Below are 18,315 nucleotides of genomic sequence, written 5' to 3' on the forward strand. Positions count from 1 at the left end.
CCTACTCACGGTGTGCGCACTCACGCCGAGCGCACTCCCGGTGTGCGCTCGGCGTCGCGGGATCCCGCATCGTGCGCCCTCAAGCCGTACGCCCCCGCGTCGTGCGCTCCGGCGCCGTCCGCGGGGGCGTACCGCGCAGCCCGTTACGCTTCATGTGTGAATGACGCCTCGGAGGACACCCAGCCCGACGGCCGCACCGCATTCAGGCTCGGCTTCGTTCCCGGCACGACGCCGGCCAAGTGGGTGCGGACGTGGCGAGCCCGCCTCACGGTCCCGCTTGCGCTCGTGCCGCTCGAGACCGACGACGCCGGCGCTGCCCTGGGCAGCGCCGAGGGCGGCGACGTCGACGCAGCCCTCGTCCGGCGTCCCGTGACGACGCACGGCGACGACGGCCTGCGCGCACGTCACGCCATCCCGCTCTACGACGAGGTACCCGTCGTCGTCGTGGGCAAGGAGCACCTGTTCTCGCTCGAGGACGAGGTCACGCTCGACGACCTTGCCGACGAGACCGTCTGGCACCCGCTCGACGATCGCTTCGACTGGAACGCTCTGGCCGCGGGTGAGGAGCCCACCGCGATCACGGGCACACCGCCGGGTGAGCCCGGCTCCATGCGCCCCGCGCATGCCAAGGAAGCGGTCGAGATCGTCGCCGCGGGCGTCGGCGTCGTCGTCCTGCCCATGTCGATCGCCCGCCTGCACCACCGTCGTGACGTCGTCGCCGTGCCGCTCAGCGGCGGCCCGACGTCAGGGGTGAGCCTCGTGTGGCCAGCAGTCGACGCCAACCCCCTGTGCGAGGAGTTCGTCGGGATCGTGCGCGGGCGGTCCGTCAACAGCTCACGCGGAGCCGCCGCCCACGACCAGGTGAGCGCCCGCGACGCCAAGGGCAAGGGCGAAGGCAAGGGCGACCGCGCAGGCGGCGGAGGGTCGCCCGACGGTGCGCTCACGCGCGCAGGCGAAGCCCGACGCAAGAAGGCCGCAGCAACCCGTGCCCAGGCCGACCGCACCGCTGCGCAGCAGCGCAAGCGCGGCGACCAGAGCCGAGCCAAGGGCAAGGGCACCAAGCGCGGACGGTAGCGCGACGCGAGGACGAGATCCCGCGCGCTGAACGGCGTCGCGCGGCCACTACGACGCTGTGTGCTCAGCGTCGAATCTCGTCGAGGTGCTCCGCGATGCGGCCGATCGCCTCGGTGAGGATCTTCTCGTCAGGCAGGCACACGAGCCGGAAGTGGTCGGGCTCGAACCAGTTGAAGCCCGTCCCGTGCGTCACAAGAATGTGCTTGGAACGCAGCAGGTCGAGCACGAACTCCTGGTCGTCCGTGATGCCGAACATCTCGGTGTCGAGCTTGGGGAAGCAGTACAGCGCCCCGCGCGGCTGGACGTTCGTCACACCGTCAATCTCGTTGAGCAGGCGGTCGGCGAGCATCATCTGGTCGTAGAACCGACCGCCCGGCACGACAAGCTCGTTGATCGACTGATAACCGCCGAGCGCCGTCTGGATCGCGTGCTGGGCGGGGACGTTCGAGCACATGCGCATGTTCGCCATGAGGGTGAGGCCCTCGAGGAAGTCCGTCGCGAGATGCGTCGGGCCCGAGATCATCAGCCACCCGGCGCGGTACCCGCACATCCGGTAGGCCTTCGACAATCCCGAGAACGTCAGGCACAGGACGTCGTCGCCCGCATACGTCGCCGTGTGATGGTGCGTCGCGCCGTCGTAGAGGATCTTCTCGTAGATCTCGTCGGAGAAGATCACCAGGTCGTGACGTCGCGCAATGTCGACGATCCCCTTGACGACGTCCTCGGAGTAGACGGCACCCGTGGGGTTGTTCGGGTTGATGAGCACGATGCCGTGCGTGTTCTTCGTGATCTTCGACTCGATGTCGTCAAGATCCGGGTTCCAGCCGTTCGACTCGTCGCACCGGTAGTGCACGGGCGTGCCGCCCGAGAGCGTGACGGCGCCCGTCCACAAGGGGTAGTCGGGGGCCGGGACGAGGATCTCGTTGCCGTCGTCGACGAACGTCTGGAGCACCATCGTGATGAGCTCCGAGACGCCGTTGCCAATGAAGACGTCATCGACGTGCGTCTCCACAAGGCCGCGCGACTGGTAATACTGCGCGACGGCTGTGCGCGCCGAGTAGATCCCGCGCGAGTCCGAGTACCCCTGGGCCTCGGGCAGGTGCTGAATCATGTCGGCGACGATCGTCGGCGGGGCCTCGAACCCGAACGGCGCGGTATTGCCGATGTTGAGCTTGAGGATCTTGTTGCCGAGCGACTCGAGGCGCTGAGCCTCGACGAGGATCGGACCCCGGACGTCGTAGCGGACGTTCTTCAGCTTCTTGGACTGCGTGATCTTGCGCACCACGTCATCGTGGCACAGCCGCGGCGCCCCGTGCTGGGCCCGATCGTCGGGTGACGTGGACGTCCGTGCGGATCGTGTGGAGAAGGAGAGCCCCTACGCTTCGAGCGGCTCGCAGCGCACGCCCGTCGCGTGCACCGGGCAGTAGCCGTTCGGAACCTTGTGCAGGTACTGCTGGTGGTGGTCCTCGGCCCAGTAGAACGGACCCGCCTCGGACGCGGGCCGCAGCTCGGTCGTGATGGGCGCAAAGCCCTTCGCCGCGAGGCGCGCACCGAACGCCTCGCGCATGCGCTCGGCCATCTCGGCCTGCTCAGGCGTCGTCGTGAAGATCGCCGACCGGTACTGCGATCCCACGTCGTTGCCCTGGCGGAAGCCCTGCGTCGGGTCGTGGTTCTCCCAGAACGTGCGCAGGACGTCCTCGTCGCTCACGAGCGCCGGGTCCCAGACGACCCGCACCGTCTCGGTGTGGCCCGTCATCCCCGTGCACGCCTCTTCGTACGTCGGGTGAGGCGTCGAGCCACCCATGTACCCCGACGACGTCGAGAACACCCCGGGGAGCTCCCAGAAGAGCTTCTCGGCACCCCAGAAACAGCCGAGCCCGAAGAAGATCTCGTGGAGGCCGTCGGGCACGGGTCCGGCGAGCGGCGTGCCGAGGACCGCGTGCGTCTCCGGGACGGCATACGCGCGCTCAGCGCGGCCAGGAAGTGCGTTGTCGGCGCTGACGAGCGTCGTGGGAACGCGACGTCCAAAGAGGTTCTCGAGCACGGTGGCCTCCGAAAGTGAGATGGATGATCCGCGATGAAGTGCAACACCCGCAGCGACCCGAGTGTTCCCGTGCAGTACGACGTGAATGTTCGGCGCGGACGCGCGCCCGCGACCGTCGTTCGCCGTAGTCTGGCACGCGGGGTCGCCGGCCCCGGGACAGGCGTCCGACCAGCGCGGACGCGGGTGGAGGGAAGGACGACGATGACGAGCGACGACTTCGAGCGCAGCGCCGCCGAGCCGGCCGCGGCAGGAGCCCAGCCCGGACCGACCGCGGACGCGACGCCCGAGCCGGCGGGCGCTGCGAGCGGCCTGCGCGCGGCCGACCCGCTCCACGGCGACTATGTCGCCTCACGGTCGATCCCGCCCTCGGTCCAGGCCGCGGCCGCGTGGGCGTGGCGCCTGCTCATCATCGGCATCTGCGTCGGCGCGCTCATCTGGGTGCTCCGGCCCATCGGTGCTCTCTTCGTCGCCGTCGCCGGTGCGCTCCTCTTCACCGTCCTGCTCGCGCCGCTCCACGGGTGGCTGCAACGCACCCTGCGATTCCCCCGTGCCCTCGCAGCCGTCGTGTCGGTCCTCCTGCTGCTCGGCACGTCCATCGGGCTCATCGTCCTCGCCGGGCAGCAGATCGCCACCGGCATCGCCTCCCTCTCGACCCAGGCGGGAGAAGGCCTCGAGCAGATGCTCGACTGGCTCTCGACAGGGCCTCTCGGACTCGACACCGCCCGCCTCGAAGGCATGCTCAATGACGCCACCAAGGCGATCGAGGAGAACATCGGCACCGTCGTCTCGAGCGCCCTGTCCGTCGGCTCGACCGTGACGGGCCTCGCCGCGGGCTTCGTCATCGCCCTGTTCTGCACGATCTTCTTCCTCTACGACGGTCGCACCATCTGGACATGGATCGTCGGGCTGCTGCCGCGCGCCGCCCGCGAAGAGGTCCACCAAGCCGGCCGACGAGGGCTCGTCACGCTCGCCGCCTACACCCGCACCCAGATCCTCGTGGCCGCGATCGACGCGTCCGGCATCGCGATCGGTGCCGCCGCGCTCCAGCTGCCCCTCGTCGTGCCGCTCGGCATCCTCGTCTTCATCGGCTCGTTCATCCCGTTCGTCGGCGCCGTCGTCACAGGCGCGATCGCCGTCCTCGTCGCGCTCGTCGTCAAGGGCTGGGTGTGGGCGATCGTGATGCTCGGCATCGTGCTCCTCGTCCAGCAGATCGAAGGGCACCTGCTCCAGCCGTTCCTCATGGGGCACGCAGTCTCGATGCACCCCGTCGCAGTCCTTCTCACCGTCTCGGGCGGAACGATGGTCGCGGGCATCGTCGGCGCCCTCTTCGCCGTCCCCATCGCCTCGGTCGTCAACACCGTCATCCTGTATCTCTCAGGGCACGACAAGTTCCCCGACCTCGGCATCGGCGACAGGCTCACCTTCCGGCCCGAGGCCGAGGCCGAGGTACGGCGCCGCGCCCTCGCGCTCAGGCGCAGCGACCCCGAGGCCGTGGCCGTCGCAGCGAGCGAGCTGCTCGGCACGACGCCCCAGCCGGACAAGGACGACGACGCATGACGACGGAACCGCTGACTGCGCGCGACCTCGACGACGCTCGGGAGCTCCTGCGCGCGATCGCCGTGACGACACCCGTCGAGCACTCCCGCGCCCTGGCCGACCTCACCGGCACCGAGGTCTTCCTCAAGTGCGAGAACCTCCAGCGCACCGGCTCGTTCAAGGTGCGCGGCGCCTACGTGCGCCTCGCCCGGCTCACCCCCGTCGAGCGTGCCCGGGGCGTCGTCGCCGCGAGCGCAGGAAACCACGCACAAGGGGTCGCGCTCGCTGCGCGCGAGCTCGACATCCACGCGGTCGTCTACATGCCCTCGGACGCCGCGCTCCCCAAGATCGCAGCGACCCGCGCCTACGGCGCCGAGGTGCGGCTCGTCGGCCACAGCGTCGAGGACGCGCTCGCGGCCGCGCACGAGCACGCGCGCGTCACGGGAGCGGTTCTCATCCACCCGTTCGACCACGTCGACGTCGTCGCCGGACAGGCGACCATCGCACTCGAGATCCTCGAACAGGTGCCCGACGTGCGCACGGTCGTCGTTCCCGTCGGAGGCGGCGGGCTCGCAGCTGGGATGGTCGCGGCCTTCGCTGAGCTCGCCCCCCACGTCCACGTCGTCGGGGTCCAGGCCGAACGTATGGCCGCCTATCCGGGATCGTTGCGCACGGGCACGCCCGAGACCGTGCCCGCTCGATCGACGATGGCCGACGGCATCGCCGTCGCCCGCCCCGGGGACGTCCCGCTCGCGCTCCTGCGCGCAGGCAACGCCGAGGTCGTCACGGTGAGTGAGGACGAGATCTCACGCGCGCTCCTGCTCGTCGCCGAACGCGCCAAGCTCCTCGTCGAGCCCGCCGCAGCGACGGGAGTCGCGGCACTCATGGCAGAGCCCGACGGGTTCGACGGACCCATCGTCGTCGTCCTCTCGGGTGGCAACATCGACCCGGTCGTCCTGCTGCGCGTCGTGCGCCACGGCCTCGCGTCGGCCGGCCGCTACCTCGAGGTCCGCGCGCTGCTCACCGACCGTCCCGGGATGCTCGCCGACATCCTCCTCGCGATCGCCCGCGAAGGCGGCAACGTCATGCACATCGAGCACGTGCGGACGGGCCCGCACCTCGCGATCGACGAGGTCGAAGTGGTGCTCCAGGTCGAGACCAAGGGCGCCGAGCACCAGGAGGCGCTGCTCTCGCACCTGCGCGCGACCGGCTATCGGATCACACCGGGCCACTGAGCGTGGGAACGTCGCCGCTCGGGCGTCGACAACGAACGACGTGGGCCACCCCGCCGGGGTGGCCCACGTCGTTCGTTCAGCGCAGATCTGGTGGCGCTCAGCCCTCGTAGGGCACCGCGGCCATGATCTTGACGAGACGCTCAGCGCCGTTCGGGGCGGTGAACTTCACCTCGTCGCCCACCGTGTGCCGCAGGATCGCCGATCCGAGAGGCGAGGCCTCCGAGAAGACATCGAGCTCTGTGGTCCCTGCGATCTCACGCGAACCGAGGAGGAACGTCATCTCTTCGCCAGCGAAGTCGAGCGTGACGATCATGCCGGGCTCGACGAGGCCGTCGTCCGGGGGAGTGCCGATCTGTGCGCTCTCCAGCTTGGCCTTGAGCTCACGGACACGGGCCTCCTGCTTCGCGTGCTCCTCGCGGGCCGCGTGATAGCCGGAGTTCTCCTTGAGATCGCCCTCGTCACGCGCCTGCGCGACCCTCGCGACGATCTCGTCCCGACCAGCGCCGGTGAGGTGCTCGTACTCGGCCTTGAGCCTGTCGTACGCCTCCTGCGTCAGCCACGTGGTGGTCCCGGTCATTGTCGCTCCTTTCGGTCCACGTAGGACTACGGCGCACGGTAGGAACCGTGCGCCGAGATGATGTGATGAAGAATGACGACCCCGCCCGCCTGGGCAACGCTTCCTCGCGTGCCGCGCGACGACGGCCCGTGCAACGGGTCGGCCGGAGGCGTGGACGAGAACGCGCTGCACGATCGCCGAGCAGTGGTCGAAACACCCAGTGTAGCCGCACGTCCGCTCGATCGCGGGAAAAGAGCGTGGCCCGAGCGCCGCGACTAGTCAGCGACCGGTTCGCACGCCTCGACCATGCCGGTCGTCGCCCGCTCGGAGGTGCGCACGTCAACCGTGAACGACTCGCGCTCGCCCGAGCTCGCCGGAATGACGACGTCGCGGTAGCCCACCTGTGAGTAGTTCTCAGCGAGCGCCACGACCGAGCAGCGCAGTGCGAGGTCCGCGCGCTTCGTCACGTGGAACGTCACCTCGGTGAGCTCAGCGCTCTTCACGGAGTAGCCGACGGGCTTCGTCGTCCACGGCTCGCCGGCCACCATGCTCCACCCGGCCCAGCCCGCCCCCGCCGTGGCGAGCGCGAGCCCGAGGATCGCCGCGATCCGCAGCGTGCGCGAACGTGCCGCGTCCGGGGAGAGCCGCCCGTACCGGTCGTCAAGATCCGTCGGGCCCGTCGGCGTCGAAGGGGAGGAAGTCATGGCCCCAGTGTCCCAGCCCGACCGGTGCGAGGGGAACCAGGGTGCGAGGGGAACCGGGGCGCGGGAGAGAGGAGACGCTGGTGTGGTGAGTGGTGAGTGGTGAGTGGTGAGTGGTGAGTGGTGTGCCCGTCGTGGTCACACGCAGCGCGTTCATGACGGGCGGGAACAGCTTTGTCGGTCGCGCGCGTTACGGTGAGTGGTGGAGCCCGCACGGGCCCGCACACCGAGAGGAACCCGACGTGACAACGCCCCTGCGCCTCATGGCCGTTCACGCCCACCCTGACGACGAGTCGAGCAAGGGCGCCGCGACGACCGCCCGCTACGCGGCAGCCGGGGCCGAGGTCCTCGTCGTCACGTGCACCGGCGGCGAGCGTGGCTCGGTCCTCAACCCCAGCTACGGCCGCACCCTCGCCGAGGGCGACGAGATCGCGGCCGTGCGCCGCGGCGAGATGGCCGCTGCCGCGGCTGCGCTCGGCGTGCGCCAGCACTGGCTCGGATTTGTCGACTCGGGCCTTCCCGAGGGCGACCCCCTGCCACCGCTGCCCGACGGCTGCTTCGCGCTCGTTCCCCTCGAGGAGTCGGCGGCCGAGCTCGTGCGCGTCATCCGTGAGTTCCGCCCCCACGTCATCACGACGTACGACCCGTCGGGCGGCTACCCCCACCCCGACCACATCCGTACGCACGAGGTCACCGCGGCCGCGTGGGACGCCGCAGGCGACCCCGAGCGCTTCCCCGAGGCCGGCGAGCCGTGGACGCCCCTCAAGCTCTACTACAACCACGACTTCTCGATGAACCGGATCCGCACGATCCACGAGGCCATGGTCGACGCAGGCCTTGAGTCGCCGTTCGGCGAATGGGTCGAGTCCCGCGCGGCACGCGAGATCGTCGAGCGGGTCGTCACGACCCGCATCGAGATCTCCGCCCACATGGACGCGCGTGATGAGGCGCTGCGGGCGCACGCGACCCAGATCGACCCCGACGGCTTCTTCTTCGGAACCCCCCGCGACCTTGAGGCTGAGGTCTGGCCATGGGAGGAATACGAGCTCGCAGCCGCTCGCATCGAGGTCTCCCTGCCCGAGGACGACCTGTTCGCGGGACTCACCGAGGAGCACCTGTGATCGCCTCCCTCACCGCGCTCGCCGCGCGGTTGCCCGCTGACCTCCTCCGGGTGGCGCCTTCGCCGTCGCCCACCGACGTGCTGCGGCCCGGGCTCGACCCCTACGACGTCTCACCGGGACTCCTCGGGTTCCTCGCGATCTTCGCGGTCGCCGGCGTGTGCATCGTCGGGTGGCTCTCGCTCAACCGCAAGGTCCGCCGCCTGCGCTTCGAGGAGCGGGCGGCCGGCGCCGCCGGTGCGGACGACGGCCCGGTCGCCGACGGAACGCTGCCCGGCGGGGGTGCGCTGCCCGACGACGCGGCGCTGCTCGACGACGCGGCGCAGCCCGGTGGCACCGGCGAGCCGGGCGGCACGCGCGGCACCGGCGACCACGGCGTCAGCACCGACACGCACAACGCCGGCACGGACCCGACGAGCTGACCGTGCGGGTCGGCATCGCGCAGATCGCGGCGCCGCACGACCCTGCCCAGGCCGCGATCGTCGCGGCCCGGGCGATCGAGGCGTGCGCCGACGACGGCGCGGACCTCGTCGTCCTCCCCGAGTACGCGAGCGCGTTCGACCCGCGCGGCGTCGGGCCGGCCGACGCGCAAGCCCTCGACGGCCACTTCCTCACGACCGTCCAGGGCGTCGCCCGGGCGCGCGGGGTGCACGTGCTCGCGGGGGTGACCCTCACGGCCGACGAGCAGGTCGATGGGACCGCGCGCGCGAGCAACGCCGTCGTCCACGTGCGCCCCGACGGCACCCGCGGACGCGACTACCGCAAGGTGCACCTCTACGACGCGTACGGGCAGCGTGAGTCCGACCGCTTCGTTCCCGGCGACCCGGCTGCGGAACCTCTCGTCATCGACGTCGACGGACTGCGTGTCGGCGTCCTCACCTGCTACGACCTGAGGTTCCCCGAATCGGCTCGGCGCCTCGTCGACGCGCACGCCGAGGTGATCGTCGTCCCCGCCGCCTGGGCTGCTGGCCCCGGCAAGTCCGCGCAGTGGAGGATCCTCGCCCAAGCGCGCGCTCTCGAGAACCTCGCCTGGCTCGTCGCCGTCGGCATGGCAGGCCCCGGAGTGTGCGGCACGAGCCTCGTCGTCGACCCGTCAGGAACCGTCGTGCACCGTCTGGGTCTCGAGTCGGCCACCGTCGTCGTCGAGATCGCGCGTGAGCGCGTCACCGACGCGCGCACACGCAACCCGGCGCTCACGCACAGGCAGTACGACGTGCAGCCGCGGCGCTAGCGACCCGAGCAGCAGCGAGACCCGAGCAGTAGCCAGCCGAGCAGCAGAGACCCCAGCAGCAGCGAGCCGAGCAGCAGCGCGCCGTCAGCCGGCAGCCGGCAGCGCGCCGTCGAGCTTCAGCTCATGTGGGCGATCGTGACCGCGATCGCCGCGAAGTGGCACCAGAAGCCGATGACCGTGCCGACGTGGAAGATCTCGTGGAACCCGAACCACAGCGGGCTCGGGTTGGGTCGCTTGAGGGCGTAGACGATCGCGCCGAGCGTGTACCCGAGTCCGCCGATGGCGATGAGCCACACGACCGTGGGGCCGCCTGCGTCCCAGAACTGCTTCATGAACCCGACCGCGACCCAGCCGAGTGCGAGGTACACGGGGGTGTAGACCCAGCGCGGGGCGCCGAGCCACAGCATGCGCGCCGCAAGGCCGAGCAGCGCGCCGCTCCAGACGAGGATGAGCAGGATCGTCGCCGTGCGCTTCTCGAGCAGGAGCACCGCGAGAGGCGTGTACGTCCCGGCGATGATGAGGAAGATGTTGGCGTGGTCTGCGCGGCGCAGGGCGGCGTGCGCGCGGGGGCTCCACGTGCCGCGGTGGTAGATGGCGCTCGTGCCGAAGAGGAGCGTCGCCGTGATCGCGAAGACGAGGACCGCGACGCGTGGCGCCGTGGCCGGGGTGAGCGCCGTGAGAATGATGCCGCCGATGATGGCGAGGGGAGCGGTGCCCGCGTGGATCCAGCCGCGCAGCCGGGGTTTGACGGCCTCGACGACAGCGTCCTTGGCTGCCTCGACGGTCTCGCCCGCAGTGGTGGGGTGCGTGGCTCGCGACATGTCTCGATCCTCAGGGAGTTGTCATGTGCGGCGGACGCGGACGCGTCCGTCGGTGCCCGGCAAGAATAACCTACGGGACCGTAGGTTACGCCACCGTAGGTTGTGGAGATCGCGTGTCAGGCCGGGGTCACCGGCTGAACTTCCGGCGACTGCACGCCGCAGCGTCCCACGCGTCCGGTAGGTTGGCGACGTCGACGAAGCCTAGGTCACCCGAACGAGGTCGCAGTGCGTATCCCCACCCCCTTCTACGGGATCTACGAACGCCAGCTCGCGCGCTCCCTGCCGATCGACGCCCTGCCGCGCCACATCGGAGTCATCCTCGACGGCAACCGCCGCTGGGCACGCTCCTTCGGCGAGTCGACCGCAGCGGGCCACCAACGCGGCGCCGAGAAGATCCTCGAGTTCCTCGGCTGGACCGAAGACCTCGGGATCGAGGTCGTCACGCTGTGGATGCTCTCGACCGACAACCTCGCCCGCCCTGCCGCCGAGCTCGAGCCCCTCATCGAGATCATCGTCCGCGCGGTCGAGGACCTCGCCGCAGCCCAGCGTTGGCGCCTGCGCGTCATGGGACGCCTCGACCTCCTGCCCGACGCCTCCGCCGCCGCGCTCCGCGCAGCCGAGGAGTCAACCGCAGGAGTCGACGGCCTCGGCGTCAACGTCGCCGTCGGCTACGGCGGCCGCCACGAGATCGCCGACGCCGTCCGCGCCTACCTCCGTGAGCAGGACGCCCAAGGACGCACGCTCGCCGACGTCGCCGAGTGCATCGACGTCGACGAGATCGGCGATCACCTCTACACGCGCGGCCAGCCCGACCCCGAGCTCGTCATCCGCACCTCGGGTGAGCAGCGCCTCTCCGGGTTCCTCCTGTGGCAGTCGGCGCAAGCCGAGTACTACTTCTGCGAGGCCTACTGGCCCAGCTTCCGGCGCGTCGACTACCTGCGCGCGCTGCGTTCCTACGCGACGCGCGACCGCAGGCTCGGCAAATAGCTCAGCGGCAACCCGAGGCGCTAGTCCGTCACCTTGATCCGCCCGCTCGCGCCCTTCTCGGCGTCGCTCATGACGTGAGAGACGAACGGGTAGGTGCCCGCCTCAGGCATGACGAGCTCGACGAACCCGCCCTGCGCAACGCTCAGCCCCAGCGCCTGCGACCCGCCGTGCTCCGCGTTGCCCGGCCGCAACCTGTATGCCCCCTCATGGAAGACCGTGTCGAACTGTCCGCCCACGACGTGGAACGACGACGCGACGTTCGGGCCCGCGGCGAGCACCCAGAACCGCAGTCGGTCACCGGTACGCGCCTCGATCGGGTCGTACACGTACTGGTTCGCGTAACCGTTGAACGTCACGAGATCCGGTTGCTGCGTGGCGATCCTGTCGACGTCGACCTCCGCACCCTGGGGGCCGAGGTAGAACTCGTTCTGCACGAGGACGTAGCTTGCGTCGACCTCCGGGAGGTCCGGGGGCTCGATGACGACCGCACCGAACATGCCGTTGGCGATGTGTGCGCTCATCGGCATGGTCGAGCAGTGATACATCCAGATCCCGCTCATCGTCGCCGTGAACCGGTACGTGAGCGACTCCCCGGGGGCGATCGTCCGCATCGGCTGATCGGGCGCGAGCATGCCCGCATGGAAGTCGATCGAGTGACCGATCGTCCCGTCGTTGACGAGCGTCACGACAAACGTGTCACCGACGCGCCCGTGCAGGACAGGACCCGGCGCAGAGCCGCCGAACGTCCACAGCAGCTGACTCACGCCCGGAGCGACGTCAGCCGTCAGCTCGGACACCGTGAGCGTCACCTCGCGCACGGTCGCGTCGTCGAGCGGCTCGAGCGCAGCGTCGAACGCTTCGAAGCCCGCAGCGGGCTCCCGGTGCAGGTCGATGTCGGCCGCGGCCGACGCGCCCGGCTCCGTTCCCGGAGTGCTTCCGTGGCCTGCGCCATGGTCCATGCCCGGGGTCGAGCCGGCTGTCCCGTCGCCGGGCGCGCCAGTCGTCGGCGCTCCCGCCGACGTGCCGAGGCCCGTCGGGACGATGTCGAGCGTCATCCCCGACTGCCGGTGGCCGACGATCGTGCACCAGCCGCCGATGCTCCGGCCCACGACGCCGACGTCGATCGTCGCTGAGCCTCCGACCGTGATGCGGCCCGAGTGCGCACCTGTGTCGAGCGCGAGGTCGTGCACGGTCGTCGGGTCGGTGTTGCGCACGACGAGAACGAGCCGGTCGCCAGCGGGCACCTCGATGCGCGAGGGGGTGAAGCGCATGTCACGAGCCTCGACCTCGACGGTTGTCGTCCGCCCCGTCGGCTGCACGGCTGTCGTGCCGCCGCCGGCGGCGCCAGCAGAACCGCCCGACGGCGCCTCCCCGAGCCGCAAGACGGTCGGGTCGAGCGCAGCCGCCCCCGCGATGACGAGCAGAAGAACCGTTACTCCCGAGACGAGCTGCGTCGCACGCGCCGACCCCCGGACGGCCTCGACCTGCGGCCCCTGAGGAGTCCCGGGCGTCGGCGGGGCAGGAGCGTCGACCGTCGAGATGAGCCCGCGACGCGCGCGCCTGTGGTCACGCAGAGCAAGCATGAGGATGACGATGAACGACGCCCCCGCGACGAGCGCCGCGATCGACGACAGCGCCCGCAGCGCGCTCGTGCCCGGCAGGACGAAGATGAGCAGAGCGCCGTTGGCGACGACGACGCGCGTGAGCGCCCCGCGCTCGAGCCGGGCCGCGGTCGTCCGCACGACCGCAGGGCCACCGCCCAGGACGACGGGCACGAGGTACGTGAGTGCGCCGATGAGAACCTGCGCGACGAAACCGCCGACGAGCGGCACGGTGAGGACGCCGAGGCGAGCCTCGAGCCCGGTCCACGACGGCTGCGAGAGGAGCAGCACGACGACCGTGACGAGCACCCCGAGCCACCACGTGACTGCGGCGGCGGCCGAGAGCGTCGAGAACGACGCGGGCGGGCGCTTGCGCGCGGCACCCATCATGGGGACCACGGCGACGACGACGCCCGCGATGTAGCAGGCGACACCAGCCGCAGCGACGAGGCGCAGCCCCGTGAGCGACCCCGCCACCCCCACGGTGAGACCCGTCAGGGTGAGCGCGAGCGTCGGGGTCACGGCGCGCACGGCGCGCGGGTCCATCGTCGTGCGCAGCATCGTCGGCCACAGCGTGACGAGCGTGCCGAGCACCGTGAGCCCGATGAAGCCCAGCACGTTGAGACCCGTGTGCGCGAGGATGAGCCGCGCGTGCTCGCCGGGCGCCGCGCCGCGCGCGAGCAGCACGCCCGCCACCGCGCCGAACGGCAGCAACCACGCGGCCGCGACGTAGAACCGCACGCACACCGCGAGCGGGCCCGTGAGCGCGCCGCGCGTCGACCGGGCAAGCGCCGCCCCGTGCCACGCCACCGCAAGCCCGACGATGCTCGCACCCACGATCGTCACACCCCAGCGCGACGCCACCATGCCGACGACCGTCGCGAGCACACCCACGTTGAGCGTGACGAGCCGAACCGCCTGCCACCGCCGCGCGCCCTCAGCGACCCGGCGCCTCAGCAGCGCGTCGGCGAAGTGCGCGCTCCACACGAGGATCGCGTTCGTCGCCGCGCCGAGCAGTGTGAGGTGCACGAGGAGCCACGAGGACGCCGGAACCTCCCGGTGCACGATCGACACGACGGCCGCAGCGAGCAGCCACGCGACGACGGGGGCGTTGGCGGCCAGATGCCACGACGACCGTGCAGACAGGGGACGGGGCGCGGACGGAGAGCCGGTCGCGCCCGTGGGGCGCGGCGAGAGCGAGGTCATCGGGCAGGAGCTTCCTCGGTGGTGGGGGAGGCTGTGCCAGCGGCGGAGCCAGGGGTGCTCGGAGACGGGGTGCTCGGAGACGGTGCGGCGGCCGCGTCAGGCGCTGGGACGGCCGCGGAGCGGACGGCGCGGGCCGCCGCCCGCTCGTCGCGGACGCGACGTGCCGTGCGCGCCCCGGCGATGCCGACACCGACGCTCGTCGCGACGAAGGCGAGCATCGCGATGATGTTGCCGACCCCGCCGATCGTCACGAGGGCCGGAAGGCTGCGACCGTCACCGAGGCCGACACGCAGGATGAGCGTGACGTGCATGAGCGCTGCAGGTCCGTACATGACGGGGTGGTAGGGCAACGGAACGCGCAGGACCGCCGGCAGGATGACCGGGGCGTGAGCCATGATCATCGACATCGTGAAGCCGAGGAACACGGCGTGCAGCACCGCGTCGTAGCCGGGGCCCGACGTCTGCGGGCCGCCGAGCAGCCACACGAACCCGGCCACCGCGAGCCACGCGTAGGCCGCGAGCAGGCACGCAGCCGTGAAGCGCGGCAGGCCCGTCGAACGCACCGTGCGCCGCGCGACGTCGTTGCCGGCGAGCCAGACGCACAACGCGATGAGGGCGGCGCCGAGAACAGAGTGTCCAGCCTCGGGCCACGCCGTGGCCGCGCCCGCGCCAAGCACGGTCGCGAGGCACACCGTGAGGATCGCGGTGTCGGCACGTGTCCGGTCGCCCGGCCTGAGGCCGGACATCGCGACCCGCGCGAGCTCGAGGCGCTCCCCGGCGATCGTCGTGACGGTGAACGCCGTGAGCCACGGGATGGTCGCGGGCATGGGCGCTCCGGCCCACCAGAGCAGCGCGCCGCACATCGCGGCGACAGCCCCGAGCTGTTGACACAGCACCGCGGTGTCGCGCGAGCGTCGGAACAGGGGCACGTAGAGCGCGACGAGAGCGGCGGCGCCCGCGGTGAGCAGCCCGCGCCCGACGGTGAGCGGCAGCGGGGAGAGCAGCGCGAGAGCGCCGAGCCCGAGCAGGAGCGGCGACGCAAAGCCCCACGCGCGGCGCAGCGCGACCGCGCGCTCGAGCGAGATGAGGGTCCCGACGAAGCCGAGGACCATGAGCATGCCGTGGACGTCGGGCAGCCGCTCCGTCGTCACGGGTGCGGGCAGACCGAGCAGGAGCAGGGCGGCATCAAGCCCCGCGAAGAGGCTCAGGCCTGCAAGGAGCATGAGTGGGAAGCGGCGCAGCGCGCCGGAGGGGACGGCCACCGTCAGGCCTCCAAGGTCTCGAGGTGGAGCAGGCACGCGCCCGGGAGGGCGAAGGGTTCGAGCGTCGTGCCGTCCGAGGGGGTAGCGAGCGCGTCGAGGGCGCCGCGAGCCAGGCCGAGGTGGACGGCGCACACGACCTCGGGCGTCCGCAGTGCCGCGTCGAGCAGCGGGCAACGGCGCAGCTCGATGCGCGTGCTGTCCGCGTCGGGGGCCGGGGCGAAGCCGAGCCGGTCGAGCAGACGGACGACGTGGCGGCGTGCGTCGGCGGCGTGAGAGGCCGGGGTGTCGGCGCACGCGTCGGCCGCGATACCGACGCCCGACGACTGCACGTGGCCGTCGGCGATCGCGCGGGCCATGAGGTCGAGCCCCCAGCGTGCTCCCGCGGCGAGCGCGTCGCTGCGGGGGTCGGGGCTCGTCCGTGCGATCTGGTCGGCAAGAACTGAGGCCAGGCCGGCGTACTCGCTGGCAGCGGAGTCGGTGACGGGTGGGGGAACAGCCTCGTAGAGCGTCCCGGGCCGGCCGCGGCCGGAGGGCCGTGCGGTCGTGCGCTCCGCATAGCCGGCGTCAGCGAGTCCCTCGAGGTGCTCGCGCACGGTGTTCGTGTGCTGCCCGAGCTCGTCTGCGAGGGTCGCGACTGACGTCGGCACACCGCGGTCCACGAGAAGTTCGAGCACCTGGCGGCGTGCACGCGAGAGCGCCGCAGCAGGCGAGGGGCGCGGGACGGCTGCGGCGGGACCGTAGCCGGGGCGCGGGGTTATTTCCACGGAGCCAAGTGTACTATTCTTCAGCGCAGACGGACCGGACCGAGGTCCCGACCACGACCGGAGATGACCGATGGACGACCTCCTCCTCGCCACGAACCTCGACGACGCCCGCGCAGCCGAGGACCTCGCCGGCGACCACACCGCGATGCGAGGCACGCTCCACGTCCTCGTCGACCAGCTCGCACGCGCCGTCGCAGGCTCCGACGCCCAGGCCGCGGGCGCCGCACGCGACCGCCTCGCGACGTGGACGGCCGACCGCCTCCTGCCGCACCTCGACGCCGAGGAGTCCCACCTGCTGCCCGCCGTGCGCACCGTGACCGACGGCGGCCCCGCCGCCGCGATCCTCGTACGCCTCCACGGCGCCGTGCGCACCGCATCCTCGGACCTCGCCTCGACGACGCACCCGCTCGAGGCCGTGGGCTCCGCCCACGTCCTCGCGGCCCTGCTCACCGTTCACGCCGACACTCTCGACCACGACGTCGTCCCGCTCGTCGCCCGCGACGGACGCACCCCCCTCGCCGCACCGGCGGAGCAGGTCCGCGAGGTGCTCCGCGCCCCCGCTGCACCGACCGGCCACGCCTGCGGCTGCGGCGGTGGCGGCTGCGGTGGCGGCGGCAGCGCAGAACCCGCTCCCGAGGCCGCAGCTGAGGCTGCCCCCGCACCCGCGGCAGAGAGCGCGACGACTCCGGCAGCTGGGTCCGACCTGCCCGTGCTCGACGCGACGGCTATCCCGCACGCGGTGCGTCACGCGACGATCTTCGGCGCGCTCGACATCGTCGAGGAAGGCAGTGGCCTCGTCCTCATCGCGCCCCACGACCCGCTGCCGCTCCTCGCCCAGATCGAGGCTCGCTACGAGGGAGCCTTCTCGGTCGAGTACCTCCAGCGCGGACCGGAGACCTGGCACCTCGCGTTCACCCGCTGAACGCGCGTCGGGCTGCCCGGCGGTCGGGCGGTCCGGCGGCCGGGCGGCTGGGCTGCCGGGCGGTCCGGCGCGAGACTCGACGTGCTGGGCCAGAGCTTGTCGTTAGGCTCGCGGCATGATTCGCACGCTCGCAGTCTCGGGCTACCGCAGCCTTGCCGACGTCACTCTCGAGCTCGGCACGCTCACGGTCGTCACGGGGCCCAACGGCGCGGGCAAGTCCTCACTCTTCCGGGCGCTGCGGTTGCTCGCGGCCTGCGGGTCAGGTGAGATCGTCGGCGCCCTCGCTCGCGAAGGTGGCCTCGGCTCGGCCCTGTGGGCAGGCGACGTTCGCGCGCCCGGCCCGCAGGGCCGAGTCGCGTTGCGGCTCGGCCTCGAGGGCGACGGGGTGGGCTACGCGGTCGACCTCGGCCTGCCGCAGCTGCCGGGGGAGTCCCCGTTCGCGCTCGATCCCGAGATCAAGTCCGAGACCATCTGGAGCGGTGGCCCGATGCGTGCCGGAGCGATCCAGGCACAGCGCCGCGGCTCGCACGTGAGGGTCCGGGATGCCGGCGGTGCCTGGCGCGACGATCCGCGCGTCCTCGCGCCCTACGAGTCGCTCGTCGACGAGGTCGCCGACCCGGACCGCGCGCCCGAGGTCGGGCTCGTGCGCCGCACGTTGCGCGGCTGGCGCTTCCACGACGACGTCCGCACGGACGCGGGCGCACCCGTGCGGCGCCCCCAGATCGGGACGCGCACCGCAGTCCTGGGTCACGACGGAGCCGACCTTGCGGCCGCCCTTGCGACGATTGCGGACGCGGGCGGCGCCGACGTTCTCGATGCGGCCGTCGACGATGCGTTCCCAGGTTCCCAGCTCCGTGTGACGGCTGACGCCGGGCTCTTCCGCCTCGCGCTCGAGCAGCCGGGGCTGCTGCGCCCCGTCACGGCTGCCGAGCTCTCCGACGGAACTCTGCGCTACCTCGTGCACGTCGCCGCACTCCTCAGCGTCACGCCAGCCGAACTGTGCGTCCTCGACGAGCCTGAGACGGGCCTCCACCCCGATCTCGTCGGGCCGCTCGCCAGGCTCCTCGTGCGGGCGTCCGAACGCGGGCAGGTCCTCGTCGTCACGCACTCACGAGCGCTCGCCGAGCACCTCGAACGCTCGGGCGGGCTGCACGTGGAGCTCGACGGTGGGGGCGGACGCCCGACGAGCATCGTCGGACGTGAGGGACCGCTCGACGGCCCGCCGTGGGCGTGGCCCGCACGCTGACGCACCAGCGG

The 18,315-nt window shown here is 71.6% G+C and carries 17 protein-coding genes; 9 read left to right on the forward strand and 8 right to left on the reverse strand.

Features of this window, described 5'->3' with window-relative positions; all coding sequences use genetic code 11:
• Nucleotides 1-156: 156 nt before the first annotated feature.
• Nucleotides 157-1,074: a LysR substrate-binding domain-containing protein gene (locus ACTVCO_RS05960; protein ID WP_443727487.1), complete on the forward strand. Its 918-nt coding sequence runs from the start codon at nucleotides 157-159 to the stop codon at nucleotides 1,072-1,074.
• A 64-nt stretch (nucleotides 1,075-1,138) separates the two neighbouring features.
• Here ACTVCO_RS05960 and ACTVCO_RS05965 read toward each other — a convergent pair whose 3' ends face one another.
• Nucleotides 1,139-2,356 (reverse strand): pyridoxal phosphate-dependent aminotransferase, encoded by a 1,218-nt coding sequence (locus ACTVCO_RS05965; RefSeq protein ID WP_443727488.1) that lies wholly within the window; start codon nucleotides 2,354-2,356, stop codon nucleotides 1,139-1,141.
• A gap of 93 nt (nucleotides 2,357-2,449) precedes the next feature.
• Nucleotides 2,450-3,118, reverse strand: a complete 669-nt coding sequence (gene msrA, locus ACTVCO_RS05970; protein WP_443727489.1) for a peptide-methionine (S)-S-oxide reductase MsrA — start codon at nucleotides 3,116-3,118, stop codon at nucleotides 2,450-2,452.
• A gap of 201 nt (nucleotides 3,119-3,319) precedes the next feature.
• Between msrA and ACTVCO_RS05975 the strand changes: the two genes are divergently transcribed.
• Together ACTVCO_RS05975 and ilvA are read left to right on the forward strand one after the other, a co-directional pair.
• On the forward strand, nucleotides 3,320-4,675 hold the full coding sequence (locus ACTVCO_RS05975) for an AI-2E family transporter (RefSeq protein ID WP_443727490.1): 1,356 nt from the start codon (nucleotides 3,320-3,322) through the stop codon (nucleotides 4,673-4,675).
• Entirely contained in the window at nucleotides 4,672-5,889 is a 1,218-nt protein-coding gene (ilvA, locus tag ACTVCO_RS05980; RefSeq protein WP_443727491.1) for a threonine ammonia-lyase, read from the forward strand. The genes ACTVCO_RS05975 and ilvA overlap by 4 nt, the downstream gene beginning before the upstream one ends.
• Before the next feature lie 97 nt (nucleotides 5,890-5,986).
• On the opposite strand, the gene greA is transcribed toward ilvA, so the two are convergent.
• Complete coding sequence (gene greA, locus ACTVCO_RS05985; protein WP_443727492.1) at nucleotides 5,987-6,466, reverse strand: transcription elongation factor GreA; 480 nt, start codon at nucleotides 6,464-6,466, stop codon at nucleotides 5,987-5,989.
• A 254-nt stretch (nucleotides 6,467-6,720) separates the two neighbouring features.
• Nucleotides 6,721-7,149, reverse strand: coding sequence for a DUF4307 domain-containing protein (locus tag ACTVCO_RS05990; protein WP_443727493.1), 429 nt, complete (start codon nucleotides 7,147-7,149; stop codon nucleotides 6,721-6,723).
• 260 nt (nucleotides 7,150-7,409) lie between these two features.
• Between ACTVCO_RS05990 and mca the strand changes: the two genes are divergently transcribed.
• Genes mca through ACTVCO_RS06005 form a run of 3 tightly spaced genes read left to right on the forward strand, consistent with a single transcriptional unit; the run spans nucleotide 7,410 to nucleotide 9,495 of the window.
• On the forward strand, nucleotides 7,410-8,267 hold the full coding sequence (gene mca, locus ACTVCO_RS05995) for a mycothiol conjugate amidase Mca (protein ID WP_443727913.1): 858 nt from the start codon (nucleotides 7,410-7,412) through the stop codon (nucleotides 8,265-8,267).
• Entirely contained in the window at nucleotides 8,264-8,686 is a 423-nt protein-coding gene (locus ACTVCO_RS06000; RefSeq protein ID WP_443727494.1) for a hypothetical protein, read from the forward strand. The genes mca and ACTVCO_RS06000 overlap by 4 nt, the downstream gene beginning before the upstream one ends.
• Nucleotides 8,687-8,688: 2 nt before the next feature.
• Complete coding sequence (locus ACTVCO_RS06005; RefSeq protein ID WP_443727495.1) at nucleotides 8,689-9,495, forward strand: nitrilase-related carbon-nitrogen hydrolase; 807 nt, start codon at nucleotides 8,689-8,691, stop codon at nucleotides 9,493-9,495.
• 116 nt (nucleotides 9,496-9,611) lie between these two features.
• On the opposite strand, the gene trhA is transcribed toward ACTVCO_RS06005, so the two are convergent.
• Entirely contained in the window at nucleotides 9,612-10,316 is a 705-nt protein-coding gene (gene trhA / locus ACTVCO_RS06010) for a PAQR family membrane homeostasis protein TrhA (RefSeq protein ID WP_443727496.1), read from the reverse strand.
• Between the two features lie 225 nt (nucleotides 10,317-10,541).
• Between trhA and ACTVCO_RS06015 the strand changes: the two genes are divergently transcribed.
• Nucleotides 10,542-11,303, forward strand: a complete 762-nt coding sequence (locus tag ACTVCO_RS06015) for an isoprenyl transferase (protein ID WP_443727497.1) — start codon at nucleotides 10,542-10,544, stop codon at nucleotides 11,301-11,303.
• Between the two features lie 20 nt (nucleotides 11,304-11,323).
• Here ACTVCO_RS06015 and ACTVCO_RS06020 read toward each other — a convergent pair whose 3' ends face one another.
• Genes ACTVCO_RS06020 through ACTVCO_RS06030 form a run of 3 tightly spaced genes read right to left on the reverse strand, consistent with a single transcriptional unit; the run spans nucleotide 11,324 to nucleotide 16,136 of the window.
• Nucleotides 11,324-14,110 (reverse strand): multicopper oxidase domain-containing protein, encoded by a 2,787-nt coding sequence (locus tag ACTVCO_RS06020; RefSeq protein ID WP_443727498.1) that lies wholly within the window; start codon nucleotides 14,108-14,110, stop codon nucleotides 11,324-11,326.
• Nucleotides 14,107-15,372, reverse strand: a complete 1,266-nt coding sequence (locus ACTVCO_RS06025; protein WP_443727499.1) for a hypothetical protein — start codon at nucleotides 15,370-15,372, stop codon at nucleotides 14,107-14,109. Before ACTVCO_RS06025 ends, ACTVCO_RS06020 begins: the two co-directional genes overlap by 4 nt.
• 2 nt (nucleotides 15,373-15,374) lie before the next feature.
• On the reverse strand, nucleotides 15,375-16,136 hold the full coding sequence (locus ACTVCO_RS06030) for a helix-turn-helix transcriptional regulator (protein ID WP_443727500.1): 762 nt from the start codon (nucleotides 16,134-16,136) through the stop codon (nucleotides 15,375-15,377).
• 70 nt (nucleotides 16,137-16,206) lie between these two features.
• On the opposite strand from ACTVCO_RS06030, the gene ACTVCO_RS06035 reads away from it, so the two are divergent.
• Nucleotides 16,207-17,058 (forward strand): DUF2249 domain-containing protein, encoded by an 852-nt coding sequence (locus ACTVCO_RS06035; RefSeq protein ID WP_443727501.1) that lies wholly within the window; start codon nucleotides 16,207-16,209, stop codon nucleotides 17,056-17,058.
• Between the two features lie 115 nt (nucleotides 17,059-17,173).
• A complete protein-coding gene (locus ACTVCO_RS06040; protein WP_443727502.1) occupies nucleotides 17,174-18,304 on the forward strand; it encodes an AAA family ATPase in 1,131 nt (376 codons plus the stop codon).
• Nucleotides 18,305-18,315 lie beyond the last annotated feature (11 nt).

Source organism: Sanguibacter sp. A247 (assembly GCF_052324925.1).
Taxonomy (GTDB): Bacteria; Actinomycetota; Actinomycetes; order Actinomycetales; family Cellulomonadaceae; genus Flavimobilis.